Source organism: Leifsonia sp. 2MCAF36 (genome assembly GCF_052115525.1).
In the GTDB taxonomy this organism is placed as follows: Bacteria; Actinomycetota; Actinomycetes; order Actinomycetales; family Microbacteriaceae; genus Leifsonia.
The window spans coordinates 1-18,753 of record NZ_JBFRGV010000016.1 but is presented as its reverse complement, the minus strand read 5'-3'; the positions used below and the strand labels follow the sequence as shown (position 1 = coordinate 18,753).

The window sequence follows — 18,753 nt, the reverse complement described above, 5'->3', positions numbered from 1 at the left end:
GCGATGAGCGCAACGCCCCCTTCGCCCGGCTATCCGGCCGCGCCGGGCGGCCCGTTGCCCAGCGGCCTCCCAGCCGCGCGGCGGCCGGTGATCGTCTGGGACCTGGTCACGTCGATCGTGCTCCTCGTCGTAGCAGTGGTCGTCGCGGCGGCGCTGACCTTCTCTGCCTTCTTCCTGGTGTTCGCCAGCGACCCCTGTGGCGGGCCCACCGCCTGCGACACCGGGCGGATGGGCGCGGGCTTCTTCATCGCTCTGCTCGGTCCAGCTGCGGTGACCCTGGTGGCGGTGATCACGGCCGTCGTGCTGCTGGTGCGGCGACGGGTCAGCTTCTGGGTGCCGATCGCCGGCATCCTGCTGTCCGTCGGGGTGTGGGCCGGCGGGGCCGCTCTCGTCATCTCCGGCGTGCCCGGGGCGACGTTCTGACGCGAGCAGCTCACCGGGCGCGGGATGCGGCCGCCACCACACTCGTGTCGCTGTCCGGCTGGGCGCCCGGAAAGGACAGCCGCGGCGACCGGCGCGCGAAGACGACACTGGTCCGGGTCGACGCGACCGACGGATGACTCGAGAGACTAGCGACCACGAAGTCCCGCAGATGGTCGCTGTCCGCTGTCGCGACGTGGAGGATGAAGTCCTCCGCGCCGCCGAGGAAGAAGACCTGACGGACTTCCGGTAGAGCGCTGACCTCGGACAGGAACGCGTGGATCGACGCGCGCGCGCCGGACCGGATGGCGACGCTGACGAGCGCCTCGAGAGCGAGTCCGAGGCTGCGCGGATCGACCTCGGCACGGAAGCCCACGATGGCCCCGCTGTCGACCAGGTTGCGCACGCGGGCGAGGCAGGTGGAGGGGGCGACGCCGACCTCGGCGGCCAGCCGGGAGTTCGGCGTCCGTGCGTCCTCTTCAAGCAGGGCGAGGATTCGCAGGTCGACCGCATCCAGTACTGGCCGCACATTATTCGGTTGAGGAGGGGTCGGTGACGGCGCATTCCGACGATTCTGCGACAGCGTGACCATCATGCCTCCAGATGTTCGTAATTGTTGTCTGACATCTGCAACTTTGCCATAGTGGCCGCAACCGACAAAGGAGTTCAGATGCGCATCGGCGTCCCCAGGGAAATCAAGAACAACGAAAGCCGGGTGGCGATCACGGCGCCGGGCGTCCACGAGCTCTCGACGCGCGGGCACGACGTCCTCATCCAGCGCGGCGCCGGTGAGGGGTCCGGCATCGCCGACGAGCAGTTCGCTCTGGCCGGCGCAGTCCTCGTCGACGACGCCGAGGAGGCCTGGGGCTCGGCGGACCTCCTCCTGAAGGTCAAAGAACCGATCGCCTCGGAGTACGGCTACCTGCGCTCCGACCTCACGGTGTTCACCTACCTCCACCTCGCCGCCGACCGGGCGCTGACCGATGCCCTGCTCGACTCGGGCGCGACGGGCATCGCCTACGAGACCGTCCAAACCGCCGACGGCGCCCTGCCACTGCTCGCACCCATGAGCGAGATCGCCGGGCGCCTCGCCGGCTACGTCGGGGCCACGCAGCTGATGGCTCCCGCCGGAGGGAGCGGCCTCCTGATGGGCGGCGTCGCGGGCACCAACAAGGCGGAGGTGGTCGTCATCGGCGGAGGTGTGGCCGGCGAGCATGCCGCCGTCAACAGCCTGGGACTCGGCGCCCGGGTGACCGTGGTCGACGTGAACGTCGCCCGGATGCGCGGCCTCGAGGCAGCGCATCCCGGGCTCGAGACGGCGCTGAGCACGGCGTACACCATCGCAGAACTGGTCGAGCGCGCCGACCTGGTGATCGGCTCGGTCCTGATCCCCGGGGCCGCCGCACCGAAGCTGGTCACCGACGAGATGGTCGCGGGCATGCGCCCGGGGAGCGTCCTGGTCGACATCGCCGTCGACCAGGGCGGCTGCTTCGAGGGGAGCCGGCCGACCACCCACGACTCCCCGACGTTCGCGGTGCACGAGTCGACCTTCTACTGCGTCGCGAACATGCCGGGATCCGTAGCGCGCACCTCGACCGTTGCACTCACCAATGCGACGTTGCCGTATGTGCTCGGCATCGCCGGACGTGGCGTCAAGGCCGCGCTCGCGAGCGATCCGGCGCTCGCCCGCGGCCTCAACGTCCGCGATGGCGCCGTGCGCAACGACGCCGTGAAGCGGGCCTTCGCGCAGCGCTAGCCGCGAGCGAACCCGAACCTGATGAATCAACGAACCCGAAGGAGTATTCGATGAGACGAGAAGGCGGGCCCGGCGACGATTTCGCGGGCGAACAGGCAGGATACCGGCGGTCGCTCCGCCCCCGACAGCTTCAGATGATCGCCATCGGCGGCGCGATCGGGACAGGGCTCTTCATGGGGGCGGGCGGGCGACTCGCGAGTGCCGGTCCATCCCTGTTCATCGTCTATGCGATCTGCGGGGTGTTCGCCTTCTTCATCCTGCGAGCGCTCGGCGAGCTCGTCCTGCATCGGCCGTCCTCCGGCTCGCTCTCCTCGTACGCTCGGGAGTTCCTCGGCGAGAAGGCGGCATTCGTTTCGGGATGGCTGTACGTCCTCAACTGGGCCATGACGGCCATCGCGGACGTGACGGCGATCGCGCTCTACGTTCAGTTCTGGAAAGCGTTCACCTCGGTACCGCAGTGGCTCCTCGCCCTCATCGCTCTCGTCGTCGTGCTCGCGCTGAACATGGTCTCGGTGAAGCTCTTCGGCGAGATGGAGTTCTGGTTCGCACTGATCAAGGTCACCGCGCTCGTCTGCTTCCTGGTCGTCGGTACCGTGTTCCTGGCGGCGGGCTGGCCCGCGACGGTCGACGGCCAGGAGGTCGCGACCGGACTGTCGGTGTGGCAGGACAACGGCGGAATCTTCCCGACCGGCCTCGTCGCGACCGTCCTGGTCGTCCAGGGCGTCGTGTTCGCGTACTCCGGCATCGAACTGGTCGGAACCGCAGCCGGTGAGGCGGCGAACCCGAGCACGGTGATCCCTCGCGCCGTCAACACGGTGATCATGCGCGTCGCGATCTTCTACGTCGGGTCGGTGGTCCTGCTCTCGCTGCTTCTGCCGTTCTCGGCGTACACCAAGGGACAGAGCCCGTTCGTCACCTTCTTCTCCTCGATCGGGAGCACGCAGGTCGGCGAGATCGCGGGATCCGTCATGAATTTCGTGGTGCTCACCGCCGCGCTGTCCAGCCTGAACGCGGGCCTGTACTCGACGGGACGGATCCTGCGCTCCCTGTCGATGAGCGGCGCCGCGCCACAGTTCACGGGTCGGATGAACCGGCAGGGGGTGCCGTACGGCGGGATCCTCCTCACCGCATCCGTCACGCTCGTCGGCGTGGTTCTGAACCTGATGGTGCCCGCGGAGGCCTTCGACATCGTCCTCAACATGGCCGCGATCGGAATCGTCGCCGGCTGGGCACGATCATCCTCTGCCAGCGACGCCTCGCCCAGTGGGCTCGCGAGGGCAGACTGGAACGGCCGGCGGTCCGGATGCCGTTCTCCCGTGTGACGTCGGTGCTGACGCTCGTGTATCTCGCGGTGGTCCTCCTCCTGATCGCCCTCGACTATCCGACGGGAACCTGGACGGTCGGCGTCTTCGTCGTCATCGGTATCCCGGCGCTGATCGGAGGGTGGTTCGTATGCCGCGAACGGGTCATGGAGATCGCACGCGCGCGCACCTCCTATACCGGTGCCGTTCGAGCGGTCGGAAAGACCCCGGCCGGCAGCGACGCGGATGGCAGCGAGGCGGACCGCGGCGAGGAGGACCGCGTCTTGGAAGGGTAATTAAGGCCGACGCCATCCCGGCCTAGTTGGGAGCGGCCCCTCCCCACGATCCGCCTGAGAATTCCAGGGCCTGTACGCAACCCGACCCCGGCCTACCGTCTGCGTGGATACGAGAAGACGACGAAAGGAGCCGACATGGCTGCAGTGACCAAGTCCATCGACGTGAACGTGCCCGTCAACACGGCGTACAACCAGTGGACCCAGTTCGAGTCCTTCCCCCACTTCCTCGACGAAGTCGAGGAGATCACGCAGGTGGATGACACCACCAACCACTGGCGGGTGAAGATCGGGGGCGCGGAGCGCCAGTTCGACACCGTCATCACGGAACAGCTCCCGGACGAGCGCGTTGCGTGGAAGTCCGTCGCCGGCGACACCGAGCACGCGGGCGTCGTGACCTTCCACCGGCTCTCCGCCACGGAGACCAAGGTGACGGTCCAGCTGGAGTGGGCGCCCTCCGACGCGTTGGAGAAGGTCGGGTCGGTCTTCGGTGTGGACGACCACGCCGTGAAGAAGGACCTGGAGAACTTCAAGAAGTTCATCGAGTCCGAAGGCATCGAGACCGGCGCCTGGCGCGGTGAGGTGAACGGCGGCGAGACGGTCTGATCCCTCCCCTGGAACGTCGACGGCCCCGGTGGTTCGGCGGGTTCACGTGGTCGTCGCAACACCGAAGTGAACTAAACAAGTTCTAGCAGACGCTCGGCTGGAGTTTTCCAGCCGAGCGTCTTGCGTGGACGGCCGTCGAGTTTCTGAGCGACCCGTTCGAGGTCCGCGGGCCCGTCGACGGTCAGGTCGCTGCCCTCGGGGAAGGACTGGCGCAGTAGCCCGTTGGTGTTCTTCGTTCGACCCTCGCTGCCACGGCCCACAGCTGGCCACCATCAAAGACCGCCGACGACGAGGAACGCTCCCTCGGGCTCTGGCTCCTCGAACAACGCCGCCGCCCCACCCCGGAACGCACGCACATCCTCGATGTGGTCGCACCCGAATGGCGCAGCGCCCGGATCCCGAGTCGGGCGTGCGGCTGAAGGCGGGCCACTCTCAGCTACGAAGAGCCACATCACGGCTGCCGCCCCGAGGCGGCCCCGGACTTCCCGGTGCTGCGCTGCGTGGCGATCACCTCCGTGACGGTGCCATATTCGTGAATTCGCGGATCGTTGCCGCCGTCCAGCGCGTACCCGCGCAGCGTGGGGGAGCGCAGGGTGCGTGCCTCGAGCCACCAGGCGACGCCGGAAAGGATCAGGCACATGGAGATGTAGAAGACGGCGACCACCAGCCCCGTCTGCAGCAGCGGACGCCCTGGCTGAGAACTCAGGTACTTCGCGAAGTAGATGAGTTCGGGAAAGGTGATGATGAAGCCGAGCGCAGTGTCCTTGAGAGTCACTACCAGCTGGGCGACGATGACCGGCAGCATTGCCCGGATGGCCTGCGGCAACACGATGAACGCCATCACCCCGCTCTTGCGAAGGCCGATCGCGTAACCGGCCTCTCTCTGCCCGCGAGGCAGCGCCTCTACGCCGGCGCGTAGGGCCTCGGCGAGCACGGAGCCGTTATAGAGCACGAGCGCGATGACGACGGCCGCGTAGGGCGACATCGTGAACGTCGAGCCAGGGATGGAGTTGATGCCGTAGTAGAAGACCATCATCATCACGAGCACCGGCACGGCTCGCAGCAGCTCGATCAGGACGGTGACCGGCACGCGCACCCAGGCGTGGTCGGAGAGTCGGCCAATCGCCAGCATCAAGCCGAGCACGATGCTGCCGACCGCTGCGGCGAGGAATGCGCTGACCGTCGCCCAGAGCGCCTGCGCCAGCCCCTGCCAGACCAGGGTGTAGGTGAAGATGTTCCAGCGGACAGGGTCGAACTGCCCGGCGACGGCGAAACGATGGATCACGAAACCGAGGATCGCGAGGACCACGAGGGCCGTGACCACGCCGAGGATCCGGTTGCGCAGCACCGCGCGGGGGCCGGGTGCGTCGTAGAGAACGGATGCGCCGATCATCGGACGATCCTCCATTTCTTCTCGAACTGCCGCTGCGCGAGACTCATCAGCATCACCAGGACAATGAACATGACGGCGACCCACAGCACAATTTCCAGGACCGTGCCAGGACGGTTCGCGGAGTCGGCGACCGTAGCGCGGAGGGCCGCGAGTTCGGCGATCGAGAAGCCAGCGGCGACCGTTGTGTTCTTGAGGAGTGCTATGAATACGCTCATCATCGGAGGGACGACAGAGCGGAACGCCTGCGGCAGGATGACGAGAGTCATTACTTGGTAGAAGGTGAGGCCGATTGCGCGCGCCGCTTCCGCTTGCCCGACCGGCACGGTATTGACGCCGGCTCGCAGTACCTCGGCCACATAGGTGGCGGTGTAGACGCCGAGGGCGATGATCCCCAGCGGTAGAAACGGGATCTCCGGCAGATCCAGCTTCGGGTACCCGAACACGAAGAAGAAAAACAGCAGTGTCAGCGGCGTGTTGCGGATGAGGTTCACGTAGATCCCGCCGACAGCACGGGCGATCGGGACTGGCGAGACGCGCATGGCCGCGATGATTATGCCCACCGCGAGGGCCAGCACTCCGCCGCCGATAAACAGCACGATTGTGGTCAGGATTGCCTGGCCCCACAGGTCGAGGTTGCCAAAAAATGCGTCCACGCGATGCGCTCCTCTCGAACGGGGACTGAGGTCATCGATCACCTGACCGGCGGTGCGACCGGGACACCCTCGGGGCCTGGCCACACCACCGGTCAGGTGGGCGGGCTACTTCTCGACGGGGGGCTGCGTGACCTTCATGCCACTCGCGCCCAGGTTCTTCTCGAAGATGGCCTTCCACGTGTCCGGGCCGTCGGTGAGCATCGTGTCGATGAAGGTCTGGAAAGCCTGGTCACCCTTGGTCAGGCCGACCCCGTACTTCTCTGTCGTGAACGGCTTGCCCACGACCTTCAACTCATCCGGGTCTTGCGCGGCGTACCCGATCAGGATCGCCTGGTCGGTGGTGACCGCGTCGACCTGCTTGCTGATCAGCTGGTCGGCGCACGCCGAGTACAGGTCGAGGCCGACAGTCTTCACGTCGGGGAAGTTCTGCTGAATGTTCTGCAGCGGGGTCGATCCGGTCGCCGAGCACACCGTCTTGCCTGCGAGATCCGTGTGGCTCTTGACCGTGTCGTCGTTCTTGCGGACCAGCAGCCCCTGACCGGTGACGAAGTACGGGCCGGCGAAGTCGATGACCTGTTTGCGCTTGTCGGTGATCGAGTAGGTGCCCACGTAGTAGTCCACGTCGCCGTTCACGATGGCCTGCTCACGGTTGGCGGAGGGGATCGCCTTGAACTCGATCTTGTTCTCGTCGTAGCCGAGCGACGCCGCGATCCAGCGTGCGATGTCGATGTCGAAACCGCTGCGACTGCCCGTGGTGGCGTCTCGGTAGCCGAGTCCCGGCTGGTCCTCCTTGACGCCGATCGTGATCTTGCCGTTCTTGGTGATTCGATCGAACGTGGTGCTGCCGTGGAGCTTCACGTCTTTAGCGACCGTGAACAGCGCTGCGTCACTGGTCGATCTGATGCTCTCGCCAGAGTTGCCGCCCGTCGGGCTGGCGCTGTTGCAGCCGGTCAAGGCCACCAGTGCGGCGAGGCCGAGGCCGGCTCCGACGAGTGCGCGCGCGCGTTTCTTCAGCATGATGTTGTCTCCTTTGTAGTGCGGGTATGAGGTGCGACTCAGTGAGTGAGCAGTTTCGACAGAAAGTCCTTCGCTCTGTCGCTCTGCGGGTCCGTGAAGAACTGCTCCGGATCGGCCTCCTCGAGGATCCGGCCGTCGGCCATGAAAACGACACGGTTCGCCGCCTTTCGCGCGAACCCCATCTCGTGGGTGACGACGATCATGGTCATGCCGCTCGCCGCGAGCTCGATCATGACGTCGAGGACTTCAGTGATCATCTCTGGGTCAAGGGCGCTGGTCGGCTCGTCGAACAGCATGACCTTCGGATGCATCGCGAGGGCGCGCGCGATCGCGACGCGCTGCTGCTGACCGCCGGAGAGCTGCGCGGGCAATTTGGCCGCCTGCGCCGCGACGCCGACCCGCTCGAGGAGCTGGAGGGCGTCCTTCTCCGCTTCGCTCTTCTTCTTGCCGCGCACCTTGATCGGGCCGAGGGTGACGTTCTCCAGGATCGTCAGGTGGGCGAACAGGTTGAACGACTGGAACACCATACCGACATCGGCGCGCAGGTCTGCAAGTCGCCTCCCCTCAGACGGGAGTGTCTCGCCGTCAATCATGATCGATCCGCTGGTGATGGTCTCCAGGTGATTGATCGTGCGGCAGAGCGTTGACTTTCCAGATCCAGACGGTCCGATGATCACGACCACCTCGCCCCCGTGGACGGTGAGGTTCACATCGGTTAGCGCCTGGAAGTCCCCGTAGTGCTTGTGCACGTGATCGATGACCACGAGAGGAGCGTTTTGGGGCGCGACGGCTGCGGGTCCGGTCACGGCTGACTCTCCGTTGGATCCACCGGGCGGCCGAGACCGATCCCGGCGCTGAGCGCTGCGGTTGCTGTGCAGAACGTGCTCGTGCGTAGGACCTTGTTCATGCATTCCTCCTTGAATTGCGGTATCAGGTGCGATCCTCGGTACGGGCGGGAAAGCCCGATGTCGCCCGTACCGCCCGGTTGTGGCCGAGCGAAGGTAGCCGGATCAGGCACACCCTCCATCTCTATAGACGCGCCTACCTCGCGTTCATGACGCAGTTCGGCACAAATTCACCCGCGTGCCCACGCCGGCAGCCAGGCGTTCCGACCCAGGGCCGGAAAGCGCGACTGGCCCAGTTGCGATGTGCGCGGTTCGTTCGCTGCGCGAGAGGTGACACGGTGGAGTCGCGAGGTCGGTGGCACGCCGCGCCACGCCGCGCGACGACGGGATCTTCGAGCCAGCGCTCTTCCTGGGCGCGCTTGGCAGGGAGCGCACCGTCATAACCACCGACTGGACTTCGAAGCTGCAGTCGCCATCAGACCTGGTGGGATGACGTCCTGCACTCCGCGAGGATCCGCGATCTCTCACGACCGAGTCGCTGCCAACGGGCTCCGCTCGGCGTCGCCACGGGAGGGCGGCGCTTTGACTCAGTCGCTGCTGAGAGCCCGGTCACCAGGCCGCCGCAGCTACAAACGCAGCGGCCACAAACGCAGCGGGCTACAGGATGGGGCGTCCGCCCGTCACCGCGACGCGTGCGCCGGAGACGTACGAGCCGTCGTCGCTGGCGAGCAGCACGTACACCGGGGCCAGCTCCGCCGGCTGCCCGGCGCGGCCGAGCGGGGTGTCGCTCCCGAACTGGCTCACCTTCTCCTCCGGCATGGTGGACGGGATGAGCGGCGTCCAGATCGGGCCGGGCGCCACGCTGTTCGCGCGGATGCCCTTCTCGCCGAGGAGCTGGGCGAGCGATGCCGTCATGTTGGCGATTGCGGCCTTCGTCGCCGCGTACGGCAGCAGCGTCGGCACGGGCATGTCGGAGTTCACCGAGGACGAGCCGATGATGCTCGAGCCCGGCTTCATGTGCGGCACCGACGCCTTGGCGAGGTGGAAGAACGCCGACACGTTGGTGGCGATGGTGTGGTCCCACTCCTCGTCGGGCGTCTCCTCCAGCGACTCGCGGGTCATCTGGTAGGCGGCATTGTTGACCAGCACGTCGATCCCGCCGAGCTCCTCGACGGTCTTCGCGACAAGGTCGCGGCAGTGCTGCGGGTCGGACACGTCGCCAGGCAGTAATAGGGCCTTCCGCCCCGCCTCGCGGACCCACTTCGCCGTGTCCTCGGCGTCCTCGTCCTCGTCGAGGTACGAGATGGCGACGTCGGCGCCTTCTCGCGCGAAGGCGATCGCCACCGCCTTGCCGATGCCGCTGTCGGCCCCGGTGATCAGCGCCACCTTGCCGGTCAGTTTGCCGCTGCCCCGGTAACTCTCCTCACCGTGGTCCGGTCGCGGGTTCATCGCCCCGGTCTCACCGGGCGGCTGCTGCTGTTGTTCAGGGAAAGACATCCATGACCTCCATTCGTTGGGCCTCCTACGCAACACCCGGCGGGATCGGCGGTCAGGGGCTTAAGCGGACCGCCTTCTGCGCGTACCGTCCGCGCAATGAACGCCACACCGGACACCGCAGACTCCGCACAGCCGGACGATCACCAGAGCGATGCGGAGCAGACGGCGAAGGATCGCTCCTACAGCCCGGCGAGCGAGCGCGAGACCGAGGTCAAGCAGCAGGACTCGACCGGAGACTCCGTCCGGCCCGGCACCGGCGGTCCGGACGACGTCGGCGACGTGCCCGTCCCGCCGGAGGACGACCTCGACCCCGCGACGATCGTCGCGCGCGGCGACATCGGCCCGGAGTGAGCCCCGCGAGTCGCGACATGATGCGGCAACTCGCGCGGGATTAGAGCATCGAGTCGCCGCTCGATGGCGGCGACGCCTCCAGGCGCCGCTTGGCGGTCGCCGCGTAGATGCGCTCGGCCACCCACAGCAGAATGCCGATCGCGAGCAGCCCGAGCGCGATGCCGTACTGGCCGGCCGGGCGCCCGGAGGTCCAGGGGAAGACCAGGTAGAGGCACGTGATCGCGCCGACGATCGGGAGCAGCATCGGCGTACGGAAGTGCTTGTGATCGACCGGTTGCTTCCTCAGCACAAGCACGGCCACGTTCACGACGGCGAAGACGGCGAGCAGCAGCAGCGACGTCGTACCGCCGAGCAGTGCCACGATGGAGCCCTTCGGGTCCAGCGACACGTAGCCGATCAGCCCGACGGCGAGCGCCGAGGTGAAGAGGATGGCCGTCCACGGCGTCCGCCGCTTCACGGATACCTTCGACAGGAACGGAGGCAGCACCTTCTGGCGGCTCATGCCGTACAGCAGTCGGCTCGCCATCATCATGTTGATCAGTGCCGTGTTGGCGACGGCGAACATCGAGATGAACGGCAGCAGGTCGTTGATCGGGAAGCCCGGCGCAGCCGCTTCGACCGCGGTCACCAGCGGCGTCTCGCTGCCGGCGAGCTGCCCGATCGGCACCAGCGCCACCACCGTGATCGATACCAGCACGTAGATGACCGCCGCGATGCCGAGACCGCTGAGCATCATCTTCGGGAAGATGCGACTCGGATCCTTCGTCTCCTCGGCCATGTTCACCGAGTCCTCGAAGCCGACCATCGCGAAGAAGGCCAGCGACGTCGCCGTGCTGACCGCGAGCAGCACGCTCTTGTCGTCAGGGGTCTCGAAGGCGACCACACGCGACCAGTCCGCGTTGCCTCCCGTGATCGCCCACAGGCCGATGAAGATGACCAGGAGCAGGCCGGACAGTTCGACGAGCGTGAGCACCACGTTCAGCCACACGCTCTCCGTGACGCCGCGCAGGTTGACCAGCATGATGAGCACGATGAACGCGAGGGCGATCAGCAGCGTGGTGAGGTTGTCGTCGGGGATGCCGAAGCCGACCGTCAGGTTCACGGCGAACGCCCGCGACGCCGTCGACGCCGAGGTGATGCCGGACGTCATGACGATGAAGCAGACGATGAAGGTGAAGAAGTGGATGCCGAACGCCTTGTGCGTGTAGAGCGCGGCGCCCGCCGCCTGCGGGTACTTCGTCACCAGTTCCAGGTAGGAGAACGCGGTGACGGTGGCGACCGCGAACGCGAGCAGGAACGGCAGCCAGGCGGCGCCTCCCACCTCGGCGGCGACCTGGCCGGTCAGCGCGTAGACCCCGGTCCCGAGGATGTCGCCGACGATGAAGAGCAGCAGCAGCCCCGGCCCGAGGGCCCGCTTCAGCTCAGGTTGTTCCGGCTCGACGGTCTTGACCACCTGGGTCCACGACGGATTGCTCACACTCGGCTCCCTTCGACACATGCGTTCGGGGAGCTACTTTATGTGAGTTCTCACAGAAACGGGAGTCCCGGCTCCCGAGCGTCACTGCCGGCCGGTGAACTCGTCCATCGAGTCGTAGACGCCGAAGACGCGCCCAGCCACCACATCCCACGCCCGCGTCGGCAGCAGACCGCGCAACGTCTTCGCCAACCCGACGGTCCACGGGAGCATCAGCATCGGCCTGCCGGCCAGCATCGACCGCCACACCCGGTCGACGACATACTCCGGCGTCATCACCGGGGTGAGCAGCGGGCCCCGCGCGCCGGCGAACATCCCCGTTTCGATGTAGCCGGGGGCGACGGTGGTCACCTTGACGTGCCCGTAGCCCTCCTGAACGAGTTCCAGCCGGAGGCTGTCGCTCCACCCGATGACCGCCCACTTGCTCGCCGCATAGACGCTCATGCGCGGGTTGGACAGCGTGCCCGCCGCCGAGGCGATGTTCACGATCCGCGCCTCCCGGGCGCTCTGCTGCATCCCGGGGAGGAACTCCCGCGTGACGTACATCGGCGCGAGGGCGTTGACCTGCATGGTCGGTCGGGTGTCCTCGCCGTTGTCGTGCTCCCAGAAGTACTTCCCGCGGACGATGCCGGCGTTGTTGATGAGCACGTCGATACCGCCGACCTCCTTGCGGACCGCCTGCGCGCTCTGCGCGATCGCCCCGAGCTCGGAGAGGTCGACGACGTACGGGAGGACGCTGGTGCTCGGCCGACCTGCTGCGGAACTCGGCGAGCTCGGCGGCGCACCCCACGCGGCAGCGGTGCGCCCCGCGAGGACCTCGCGTCGCAGCAGGTGTGTCAGCTCCATGAGAGCCGCTTCGTCGCGGTCCCACAGGATGACCGCGCGCGCCCCCTCCAGCACCGCTCGCTCGGCGTACAGCCGCCCCATCCCGGAGGCCGCACCGGTGATGAGCACGCGTGCGCCGCGGACCGTTCTCGCCATGTCTCCATCATCGCAGGGTCCCCTGCCGGCGCGGGGCCCGCACGAACCCGGTTCAGGGTTTGCGGAGCTCGAGGAGGTGGCGGCTCGAGTGCGCGACGAAGACACCGTCGCGGCGGATGACCGCATCCAACTCCCGCAGCCTCTCGCGGTAGGCGTCGACCGTGAACCCGGGCACCCACCAGATCACCTTGCGCAGCAGGTAGACGACGGCCGCGATGTCGAAGATCTCGATGCGCGTCCGGGCCGTCTCCACCGATACGAGCTCGAAGCCGGCCTGTCGGGCCTTCGCGATCTCGTCGTCCGGATGCCGCCCGCGCCGCGCCTCGGGCAGTGGGCCGAGGAAGAACTCGATCAGCTCGAAGGCGCTGGCCGGCCCGACGTGTTGTGCGAAGTAGGTGCCCTCTGGGCGCAGCACCCGGTGGAGCTCGTCCCACCAGATCGTCGCCGGGTGACGACTGGTGACGAGGTCGAATGCGTCGTCGGCGAAGGGGAGGGGCGGTTCGTCCGGGTCGGCGACGACCACCACACCGCGCGGATGGAGCAACCGCGTCGCCTTGGCGAGGTTGGGCGGCCACGACTCGGTCGCGACAGCCGTCGGCGGGAAGCGATGCGCCTGGGCCAGCACCTCACCACCTCCGGTCTGGACGTCGAGGGAGGCGTGCGCGGCGGCCAGGCGTTCAGCCAGCTGCTGGGAGTACCGCCACGGCGGACGCTCCTCGGTCGCGCGGCCGTCGAGCCAGGAGAAGTCCCATCCCGAGACGTCGACCTGCTCGCCGAGTGCGATCAGCTCATCGAAGGGCGGCAGTGCGCCATGGCGGTCGTCGGCGTCCATGGGGCCACGCTACCTAACGCTGGTAATTGCGGAACCGCAAACAAGGGAGGAAGATGGCGACATCGGCGTGATGATGCGCCCGCTCCTCCCGGAGGTGTGCAATGACGGATGACACGATTCCCGTGCTGCTCAGAGGCTCGGGACTGAAACGGCGAGGCGGACTCTGGGGCGAGTGCCTCGCGGAGTTCCTCGGAACCTTCGTTCTGATCGCCTTCGGCGACGGCGTCGTGGCGATGGCGGTCGCCGCCCTCCCGGGCTCCGGCCGCACGTCGGGACCGACGACGTTCTTCTGGGGCGCCGGCGACTGGCTCCTGATCACCTGGGGGTGGGCGCTGGCGGTCGTCTTCGGCGTCTACGTCGCCGGTGGCGTCAGCGGGGCACACCTCAACCCGGCGGTGACTCTCGCCTTCGCCGTACGACGGGGCTTCGCCTGGGTGAAAGTGCTGCCGTACATGCTGTCGCAGCTGCTCGGCGCGTTCGTCGGCGCAGCGCTCGTCCTGGGCGTCTATGCGGCGGCGATCGGTGCCTTCGACGGCGCGAGCAAGGGTCCGAAGACCAACGGCCATACGCTCGCGTCGTTCTCGATCTTCGCGACGTTCCCGGCACCGTACTTCAACGGCAACATGCTGGGGCCGCTCTTCGACCAGATCGTCGGGACCATGTTCCTCGTGCTGCTCATCGTCGCGGTCATCGACCTGCGGAACACCGCGGTGAAAGCGAACCTCGGGCCGCTGATCGTCGGGTTCGCAGTCGCCGCGATCGGGATGTCGTACGGCGCGAACGCCGGATACGCGATCAACCCCGCGCGTGACCTCGGGCCGCGACTGCTGGCCTGGGTGGCGGGATGGGGCAACCTCGCGGTGCCCGGCGATGGTCCCTGGTTCAGCTGGTACATGTGGGTGCCCATCCTCGGGCCGCTCATCGGCGGAGTGATCGGCGTGCTCGTCTACGACCTCTTCATCGGCGACGTCCTGCACGCCCGCCTGCTGCGCACCGGGCCTGCAACACCGCTGCCGCCCGAGGCGCCCCCGCGCCCGCCCGGGCCGGACACCAACGAGCCGGACACGACAGAGCAGCGGCTCCGCCGTCGCACCTGAACGCACCATCTATACGATCGGGCACTCGACCCGCAGCTTCGACGAGGTGCTCGGGATGCTGCGCGAGAACGGCGTGACGGCCCTGGCCGACATCCGGCACTTCCCGTCGTCTCGGCGGCTGCCCCAGTGGAACCAGGAGGCGATCGTCGCCGCCCTGCCGCCCGACATCGAGTACCGCTGGCTGCCGAAGCTCGGCGGTCGCCGCCACACGGCGGCCGGCACGGCCAGCCCGAACGACTACTGGCAGGTGGCCGCCTTCCGCGCCTACGCGGACTACATGGCGACGGAGGAGTTCGCCGACGGGCTCGCCGAGCTGACCGCGCTGGCGGAGGTTCGCCGCCCGGCGATCATGTGCAGCGAGGCGGTTCCGTGGCGATGCCACCGCCGTCTGGTCACGGACGCGCTCCTCACCGAGGGGGTCGAGGTGTTCGACATCCTGTCGCCGACCTCTGTGCGGCCGGCGGTTCTGAATCCGCACGCGCGCATCCTGGACGGCCACCTCGTCTACCCGGCCGCCGACTAGCGATTCCCTGCGTCCCGCGAGCGTCCTGCGCAGTTTTCCGCCGGAATGGGCAACAAAACGCTTGCGATCCCCGGATAGGCTCGTGACATCCACTCAACTGCCGCGTGCGAGCGGCCGACCAACGACGGGAGGTTCGTCATGTCTCAATTCGTCCAGAACTTCACATCCAGCGCAATTGTCGGAGAACCCGAGGTCGTCGAGGACGGCCGGCCCGTCCGCGAGGTCGCCGACGATCCCGCGTGGCTGCGGCTCAAAGACGCGGCCGTCGCCCTGCAGGCGCTCCAGGTCAAGGACGGCTCGGTCGAGCAGGAGTCCGACCGACCCGCCGCCGCCGAGCACGTCCGCACCATCGTCGATTCGATCGCCGCACTCGCACCGGCGTTCCCGCACGACGCGTCCTACCTCGCCGCGCTGCAGCGCGACTTCACCCGCTGGGCGGAAGAGGGCTTCGGCGTGCCTGACTTCCTCGACGCGCTCAACGAGTTCCAGCCGCAGCAGCACCGCATCGACGGACTCGGCCACCTGGTCGTGTTCCCGATGTACACGCAGAACGGCAGCCCCGACCGACGGGTGGAGGCGCTGCTCGTCGAGGTGATCTGGCCGGAGTTCGTGGCGGAGCTGGAAGCCGGCGACTACGGCAACAAGCTGTTCGTCGCCCTGCGCTTCGTCGACTTCACGCCCGGCTACGACACCAACTCGGCCGTGCTGTTCCCCGAGACAGTGGCTATGCGCGAGATCCCGACCTTCACCTGGGGCGCGATCTTCCAAGACCGCGAGGCGGCACGCTACCGCCGCGTCGTCCGGGCGGCCGCGGAGATCACCAAGCTGGAGCTGCCGGCGGACGCGGCCGCGATGCTGGACGACCAGCACCTCACGGAGCAGACCTTCGTGATGTGGGACATCATCCACGACCGCAGCCACATGCGCGGCGACCTGCCGTTCGACCCGTTCATGATCAAACAGCGGATGCCGTTCTTCCTGTACTCGTTGGAGGAGCTGCGCTGCGACCTGACCGCCTTCCGCGAGTCGGTGAAGCTGGAGCGCGAGCTCAGTGCTTTGCCGGATGCGGAACTGACGGGGGCGCAGCGCGCCATCCGCGACACCGCCCACCTGGTGCAGTACGCGGTGATCTTCGACCGGATCTTCCGGTTCGCGATCACCGGCAGCCGGGTTCGCAACTACGACGGGCTCGGCGGCCAGCTGCTGTTCGCGTGGATGCACCAGCACGACGTTCTGCACTGGACGGACACCCAGCTCACCATCGACTGGGAGAACGTCCCCGACGTGGTCGTCGCCCTCAGCGACCGGATCAACGACCTGTACTGGCGGTCGATCGACCGCCCGAAGGTGTCGCACTGGCTGGCCGCCTACGAGATGCTGACGCAGACCCTGACCCCGCACCCCGCATCCAACTGGGCGCGCGGGCTGCCGGATGAGGTGCTCACCGGGGCGCCGAAGGGCTACACCGATCAGGTGCTGGACGACGAGTTCCCGCTGTCGATGTTCTACGAGGCGCTGAACAAGAAGATGGCCGGCGTCATCGAGTCCACTGCCGGCATCACCGGCACGACCGACGTCGCATGACGGACGCCGCTGAAGCGCACTCGGCGGCGCAGCCGGCGGCCCGGGCCTCTTCGGAGGCCGGGCCGTCCGGCGTCGCCGGCCGCCTGGTCCTGATCGCCGGCGCCACCAGCGCGTCGGGCGAGGCCGTCGCCCGGGCGCTGAACGCCGCAGGCGCCGTCGTGCTCGCGGTCGGCACCCGGCAGGAGGCGCTCGACGCCCTCGCCGCCGCCGTCCCGGGAATCGAGACGCGCGTCTGCGACCTGACCGACCGGGATGCCGTTGCCGAGCTCGCCATGCGCATCCACCTGAAGTTCGGGCACCTGGACGGCCTCATCCATCTGGTCGGCGGGTGGCGTGGCGGCGGCGGTCTCGCCGGGCAGAGCGACGAGGACTGGGAGTTCCTGGAGCGGGGCTTCCGGACGCTGCGCAACACCAGCCGCATCTTCTCCGACGACCTCGCGGCCTCCCCCGCCGGACGCCTCGCGATCGTCTCATCGACAGCCGTCGAGAAGCCGTACCCGGGCGGCGCGAACTACGCCGCCGCGAAGGCCGCCGCCGACGCCTGGGTGCGCGCGATCGCGTCGGGCTTCGCCAGGCAGTCGCCGCAGTCGGCGGCGACCGTGTTCGTCGTGAAGACGCTTACCGGCCTCGAGGCACAGCTCGGCGACGAGGTCGTCGCACTGTGGGCGGCGGACGCCGCCGAGATCAACGGCCGACGCATCGCCCTCGAGCCGTCCGGCCCGGCAAAGCCTGAGAGGATGGACGGGTGACGCTCCAACTCCACGACCTCACCCTCCGCGGCTTCGCCTCAGACAACTACGCGGGTGTGCATCCCGAGATCCTCGACGCCATCGCGGCGGCCAACAGCGGCCACCAGATCGCTTACGGCGAGGATGTCTACACGGGCCGCCTGCACGAGGTGTTCACGGAGCACTTCGGTGAGGGCGTCGAGGTCTACCCGGTGTTCAACGGGACGGGCGCGAACGTGATCGGACTGCAGTCCATGCTGCCCCGCTGGGGAGCGGTCATCTGCGCGAAGACCGCGCACATCAACACGGACGAGGCCGGTGCGCCCGAGAAGGTCGCCGGCATCAAGCTCCTTACGGTGGAGACCCCGGACGGCAAGCTCACGCCCGAACTCATCGACCGCGAGGCCTGGGGCTGGGGCGACGAGCACCGCGCGCAGCCGCTCGTCGTCTCGATCACGCAGACAACGGAGCTCGGCACGGCCTACAGCGTCGACGAGATCCGCGCGATCGCCGACCACGTCCACGCGCGCGGCATGAAGCTGCACATGGACGGCTCCCGCATCTCCAACGCGGCGGCCACCCTCGGGCTTCCACTGCGGGCGTTCACCAGGGACGCCGGCGTCGACGTGCTCAGCTTCGGCGGCACCAAGAACGGCATGCTCTACGGAGAGGCCGTCGTCGTGCTGAACCCGCAGGCATCGGAGGGACTCATCTACCTCCGCAAGCTGAACATGCAGCTCGCGTCGAAGATGCGCTTCATCTCGGCGCAGCTCATCGCGCTGCTCACCGACGACGTGTACCTGCGCTCGGCGTCGCATGCCAACGCGATGGCGACGCGGCTGCGCACGGCGCTGGAGGCGGGTATCGCCGACGGCAGCATCCAGGGCGTCGGCTTCAGCCAGAAGACGCAGGCGAACGGCGTCTTCGCCATCCTGCCGACCGGTGTGGCCGACCGCCTACGCGAGCACTTCCGCTTCTACGACTGGGATGCGGCCAACAACGAGGTGCGCTGGATGTGCGCGTTCGACACGACGGAGGACGACATCGACGCCTTCGTGGCCGCCCTCAAGCAGGAACTGAACGCCGCCTGAGGCCGCCCGCGCCGCGCGCCCTGCTCGCCCCACTCGTGAGTAGGTGTTGGTATTCGTGCCGAATGGTGACTTGATGTCGCAACTCGGCGGGCCTCCTCGCACCAGCTCCGTCGAGGCTCGCCAGCACGCCGCCGAGGCGTGAGTAGACGTCGGAATTCGTGCGGCGGTTTCAGTTGGTGAGTGCAACACCTCTTGTTCTTGGGAGGGGTTGGGATGGTTTCGGATTCGTCGTTGGAGACACGTGTTCAGGCGTTGAGGATGCTGGTGGGTGGTGCGTCGGCTCCGCAGGTCGTGTCGGCTTTGGGGGTTTC

General features: G+C 67.7%; 18 protein-coding genes and 2 pseudogenes. 10 read left to right on the top strand and 10 right to left on the bottom strand.

Annotation, left to right across the window (positions count from 1 at the left end; genetic code table 11):
* The first annotated feature begins 3 nt into the window (after window positions 1–3).
* Window positions 4–423 (top strand): hypothetical protein, encoded by a 420-nt coding sequence (locus AB4079_RS18810; RefSeq protein WP_441788855.1) that lies wholly within the window; start codon window positions 4–6, stop codon window positions 421–423.
* A gap of 10 nt (window positions 424–433) precedes the next feature.
* On the opposite strand, the gene AB4079_RS18805 is transcribed toward AB4079_RS18810, so the two are convergent.
* Window positions 434–949, bottom strand: a complete 516-nt coding sequence (locus AB4079_RS18805) for an Lrp/AsnC family transcriptional regulator (protein WP_441788854.1) — start codon at window positions 947–949, stop codon at window positions 434–436.
* Between the two features lie 141 nt (window positions 950–1,090).
* Here AB4079_RS18805 and ald point away from each other — a divergent pair, with 141 nt between their 5' ends.
* The 3 genes and pseudogenes from ald (at window position 1,091) to AB4079_RS18790 (ending at window position 4,376) form a co-directional block, all read left to right on the top strand.
* Entirely contained in the window at window positions 1,091–2,176 is a 1,086-nt protein-coding gene (gene ald, locus AB4079_RS18800; RefSeq protein WP_441788853.1) for an alanine dehydrogenase, read from the top strand.
* A gap of 50 nt (window positions 2,177–2,226) precedes the next feature.
* A pseudogene (locus tag AB4079_RS18795) lies at window positions 2,227–3,773 on the top strand (amino acid permease).
* Between the two features lie 135 nt (window positions 3,774–3,908).
* On the top strand, window positions 3,909–4,376 hold the full coding sequence (locus tag AB4079_RS18790; protein ID WP_441788852.1) for an SRPBCC family protein: 468 nt from the start codon (window positions 3,909–3,911) through the stop codon (window positions 4,374–4,376).
* A gap of 71 nt (window positions 4,377–4,447) precedes the next feature.
* Here the strand turns inward: AB4079_RS18790 and AB4079_RS18785 are convergent.
* From AB4079_RS18785 to AB4079_RS18760, 6 genes and pseudogenes are all read right to left on the bottom strand, one after another.
* A pseudogene (locus AB4079_RS18785) lies at window positions 4,448–4,631 on the bottom strand (transposase); the annotation flags it as partial.
* A 196-nt stretch (window positions 4,632–4,827) separates the two neighbouring features.
* A complete protein-coding gene (locus tag AB4079_RS18780) occupies window positions 4,828–5,769 on the bottom strand; it encodes an amino acid ABC transporter permease (protein ID WP_441788851.1) in 942 nt (313 codons plus the stop codon).
* The gene (locus AB4079_RS18775) at window positions 5,766–6,422 is read right to left on the bottom strand and encodes an amino acid ABC transporter permease (protein ID WP_441788850.1); all 657 of its coding nucleotides are present in this window, start codon (window positions 6,420–6,422) and stop codon (window positions 5,766–5,768) included. The genes AB4079_RS18780 and AB4079_RS18775 overlap by 4 nt, the downstream gene beginning before the upstream one ends.
* A gap of 105 nt (window positions 6,423–6,527) precedes the next feature.
* Complete coding sequence (locus AB4079_RS18770; RefSeq protein ID WP_441788849.1) at window positions 6,528–7,439, bottom strand: glutamate ABC transporter substrate-binding protein; 912 nt, start codon at window positions 7,437–7,439, stop codon at window positions 6,528–6,530.
* 38 nt (window positions 7,440–7,477) lie between these two features.
* On the bottom strand, window positions 7,478–8,203 hold the full coding sequence (locus tag AB4079_RS18765) for an amino acid ABC transporter ATP-binding protein (RefSeq protein WP_441788900.1): 726 nt from the start codon (window positions 8,201–8,203) through the stop codon (window positions 7,478–7,480).
* Between the two features lie 738 nt (window positions 8,204–8,941).
* The gene (locus tag AB4079_RS18760; RefSeq protein ID WP_441788848.1) at window positions 8,942–9,781 is read right to left on the bottom strand and encodes an SDR family oxidoreductase; all 840 of its coding nucleotides are present in this window, start codon (window positions 9,779–9,781) and stop codon (window positions 8,942–8,944) included.
* A gap of 96 nt (window positions 9,782–9,877) precedes the next feature.
* Between AB4079_RS18760 and AB4079_RS18755 the strand changes: the two genes are divergently transcribed.
* Window positions 9,878–10,132 (top strand): hypothetical protein, encoded by a 255-nt coding sequence (locus tag AB4079_RS18755; RefSeq protein WP_441788847.1) that lies wholly within the window; start codon window positions 9,878–9,880, stop codon window positions 10,130–10,132.
* A gap of 40 nt (window positions 10,133–10,172) precedes the next feature.
* Here AB4079_RS18755 and AB4079_RS18750 read toward each other — a convergent pair whose 3' ends face one another.
* From AB4079_RS18750 to AB4079_RS18740, 3 genes are all read right to left on the bottom strand, one after another.
* Complete coding sequence (locus AB4079_RS18750) at window positions 10,173–11,609, bottom strand: APC family permease (RefSeq protein ID WP_441788846.1); 1,437 nt, start codon at window positions 11,607–11,609, stop codon at window positions 10,173–10,175.
* Window positions 11,610–11,690: 81 nt separating this feature from the next.
* Window positions 11,691–12,587 carry an SDR family NAD(P)-dependent oxidoreductase gene (locus AB4079_RS18745; protein ID WP_441788845.1) on the bottom strand — a complete coding sequence of 299 codons (897 nt, stop codon included), beginning with the start codon at window positions 12,585–12,587 and terminating at the stop codon, window positions 11,691–11,693.
* Between the two features lie 52 nt (window positions 12,588–12,639).
* The gene (locus AB4079_RS18740) at window positions 12,640–13,419 is read right to left on the bottom strand and encodes a class I SAM-dependent methyltransferase (protein ID WP_441788844.1); all 780 of its coding nucleotides are present in this window, start codon (window positions 13,417–13,419) and stop codon (window positions 12,640–12,642) included.
* A gap of 101 nt (window positions 13,420–13,520) precedes the next feature.
* On the opposite strand from AB4079_RS18740, the gene AB4079_RS18735 reads away from it, so the two are divergent.
* The 5 genes from AB4079_RS18735 (at window position 13,521) to AB4079_RS18715 (ending at window position 18,442) form a co-directional block, all read left to right on the top strand.
* On the top strand, window positions 13,521–14,516 hold the full coding sequence (locus AB4079_RS18735; protein WP_441788843.1) for an MIP/aquaporin family protein: 996 nt from the start codon (window positions 13,521–13,523) through the stop codon (window positions 14,514–14,516).
* Window positions 14,517–14,523: 7 nt separating this feature from the next.
* On the top strand, window positions 14,524–15,039 hold the full coding sequence (locus AB4079_RS18730) for a DUF488 domain-containing protein (protein ID WP_441788899.1): 516 nt from the start codon (window positions 14,524–14,526) through the stop codon (window positions 15,037–15,039).
* 138 nt (window positions 15,040–15,177) lie between these two features.
* Entirely contained in the window at window positions 15,178–16,623 is a 1,446-nt protein-coding gene (locus AB4079_RS18725; RefSeq protein ID WP_441788842.1) for a DUF6421 family protein, read from the top strand.
* Window positions 16,620–17,372 carry an SDR family oxidoreductase gene (locus tag AB4079_RS18720; RefSeq protein ID WP_441788841.1) on the top strand — a complete coding sequence of 251 codons (753 nt, stop codon included), beginning with the start codon at window positions 16,620–16,622 and terminating at the stop codon, window positions 17,370–17,372. Before AB4079_RS18725 ends, AB4079_RS18720 begins: the two co-directional genes overlap by 4 nt.
* Window positions 17,369–18,442 (top strand): threonine aldolase family protein, encoded by a 1,074-nt coding sequence (locus tag AB4079_RS18715; RefSeq protein ID WP_441788840.1) that lies wholly within the window; start codon window positions 17,369–17,371, stop codon window positions 18,440–18,442. Before AB4079_RS18720 ends, AB4079_RS18715 begins: the two co-directional genes overlap by 4 nt.
* The last annotated feature ends 311 nt before the right edge of the window (window positions 18,443–18,753 follow it).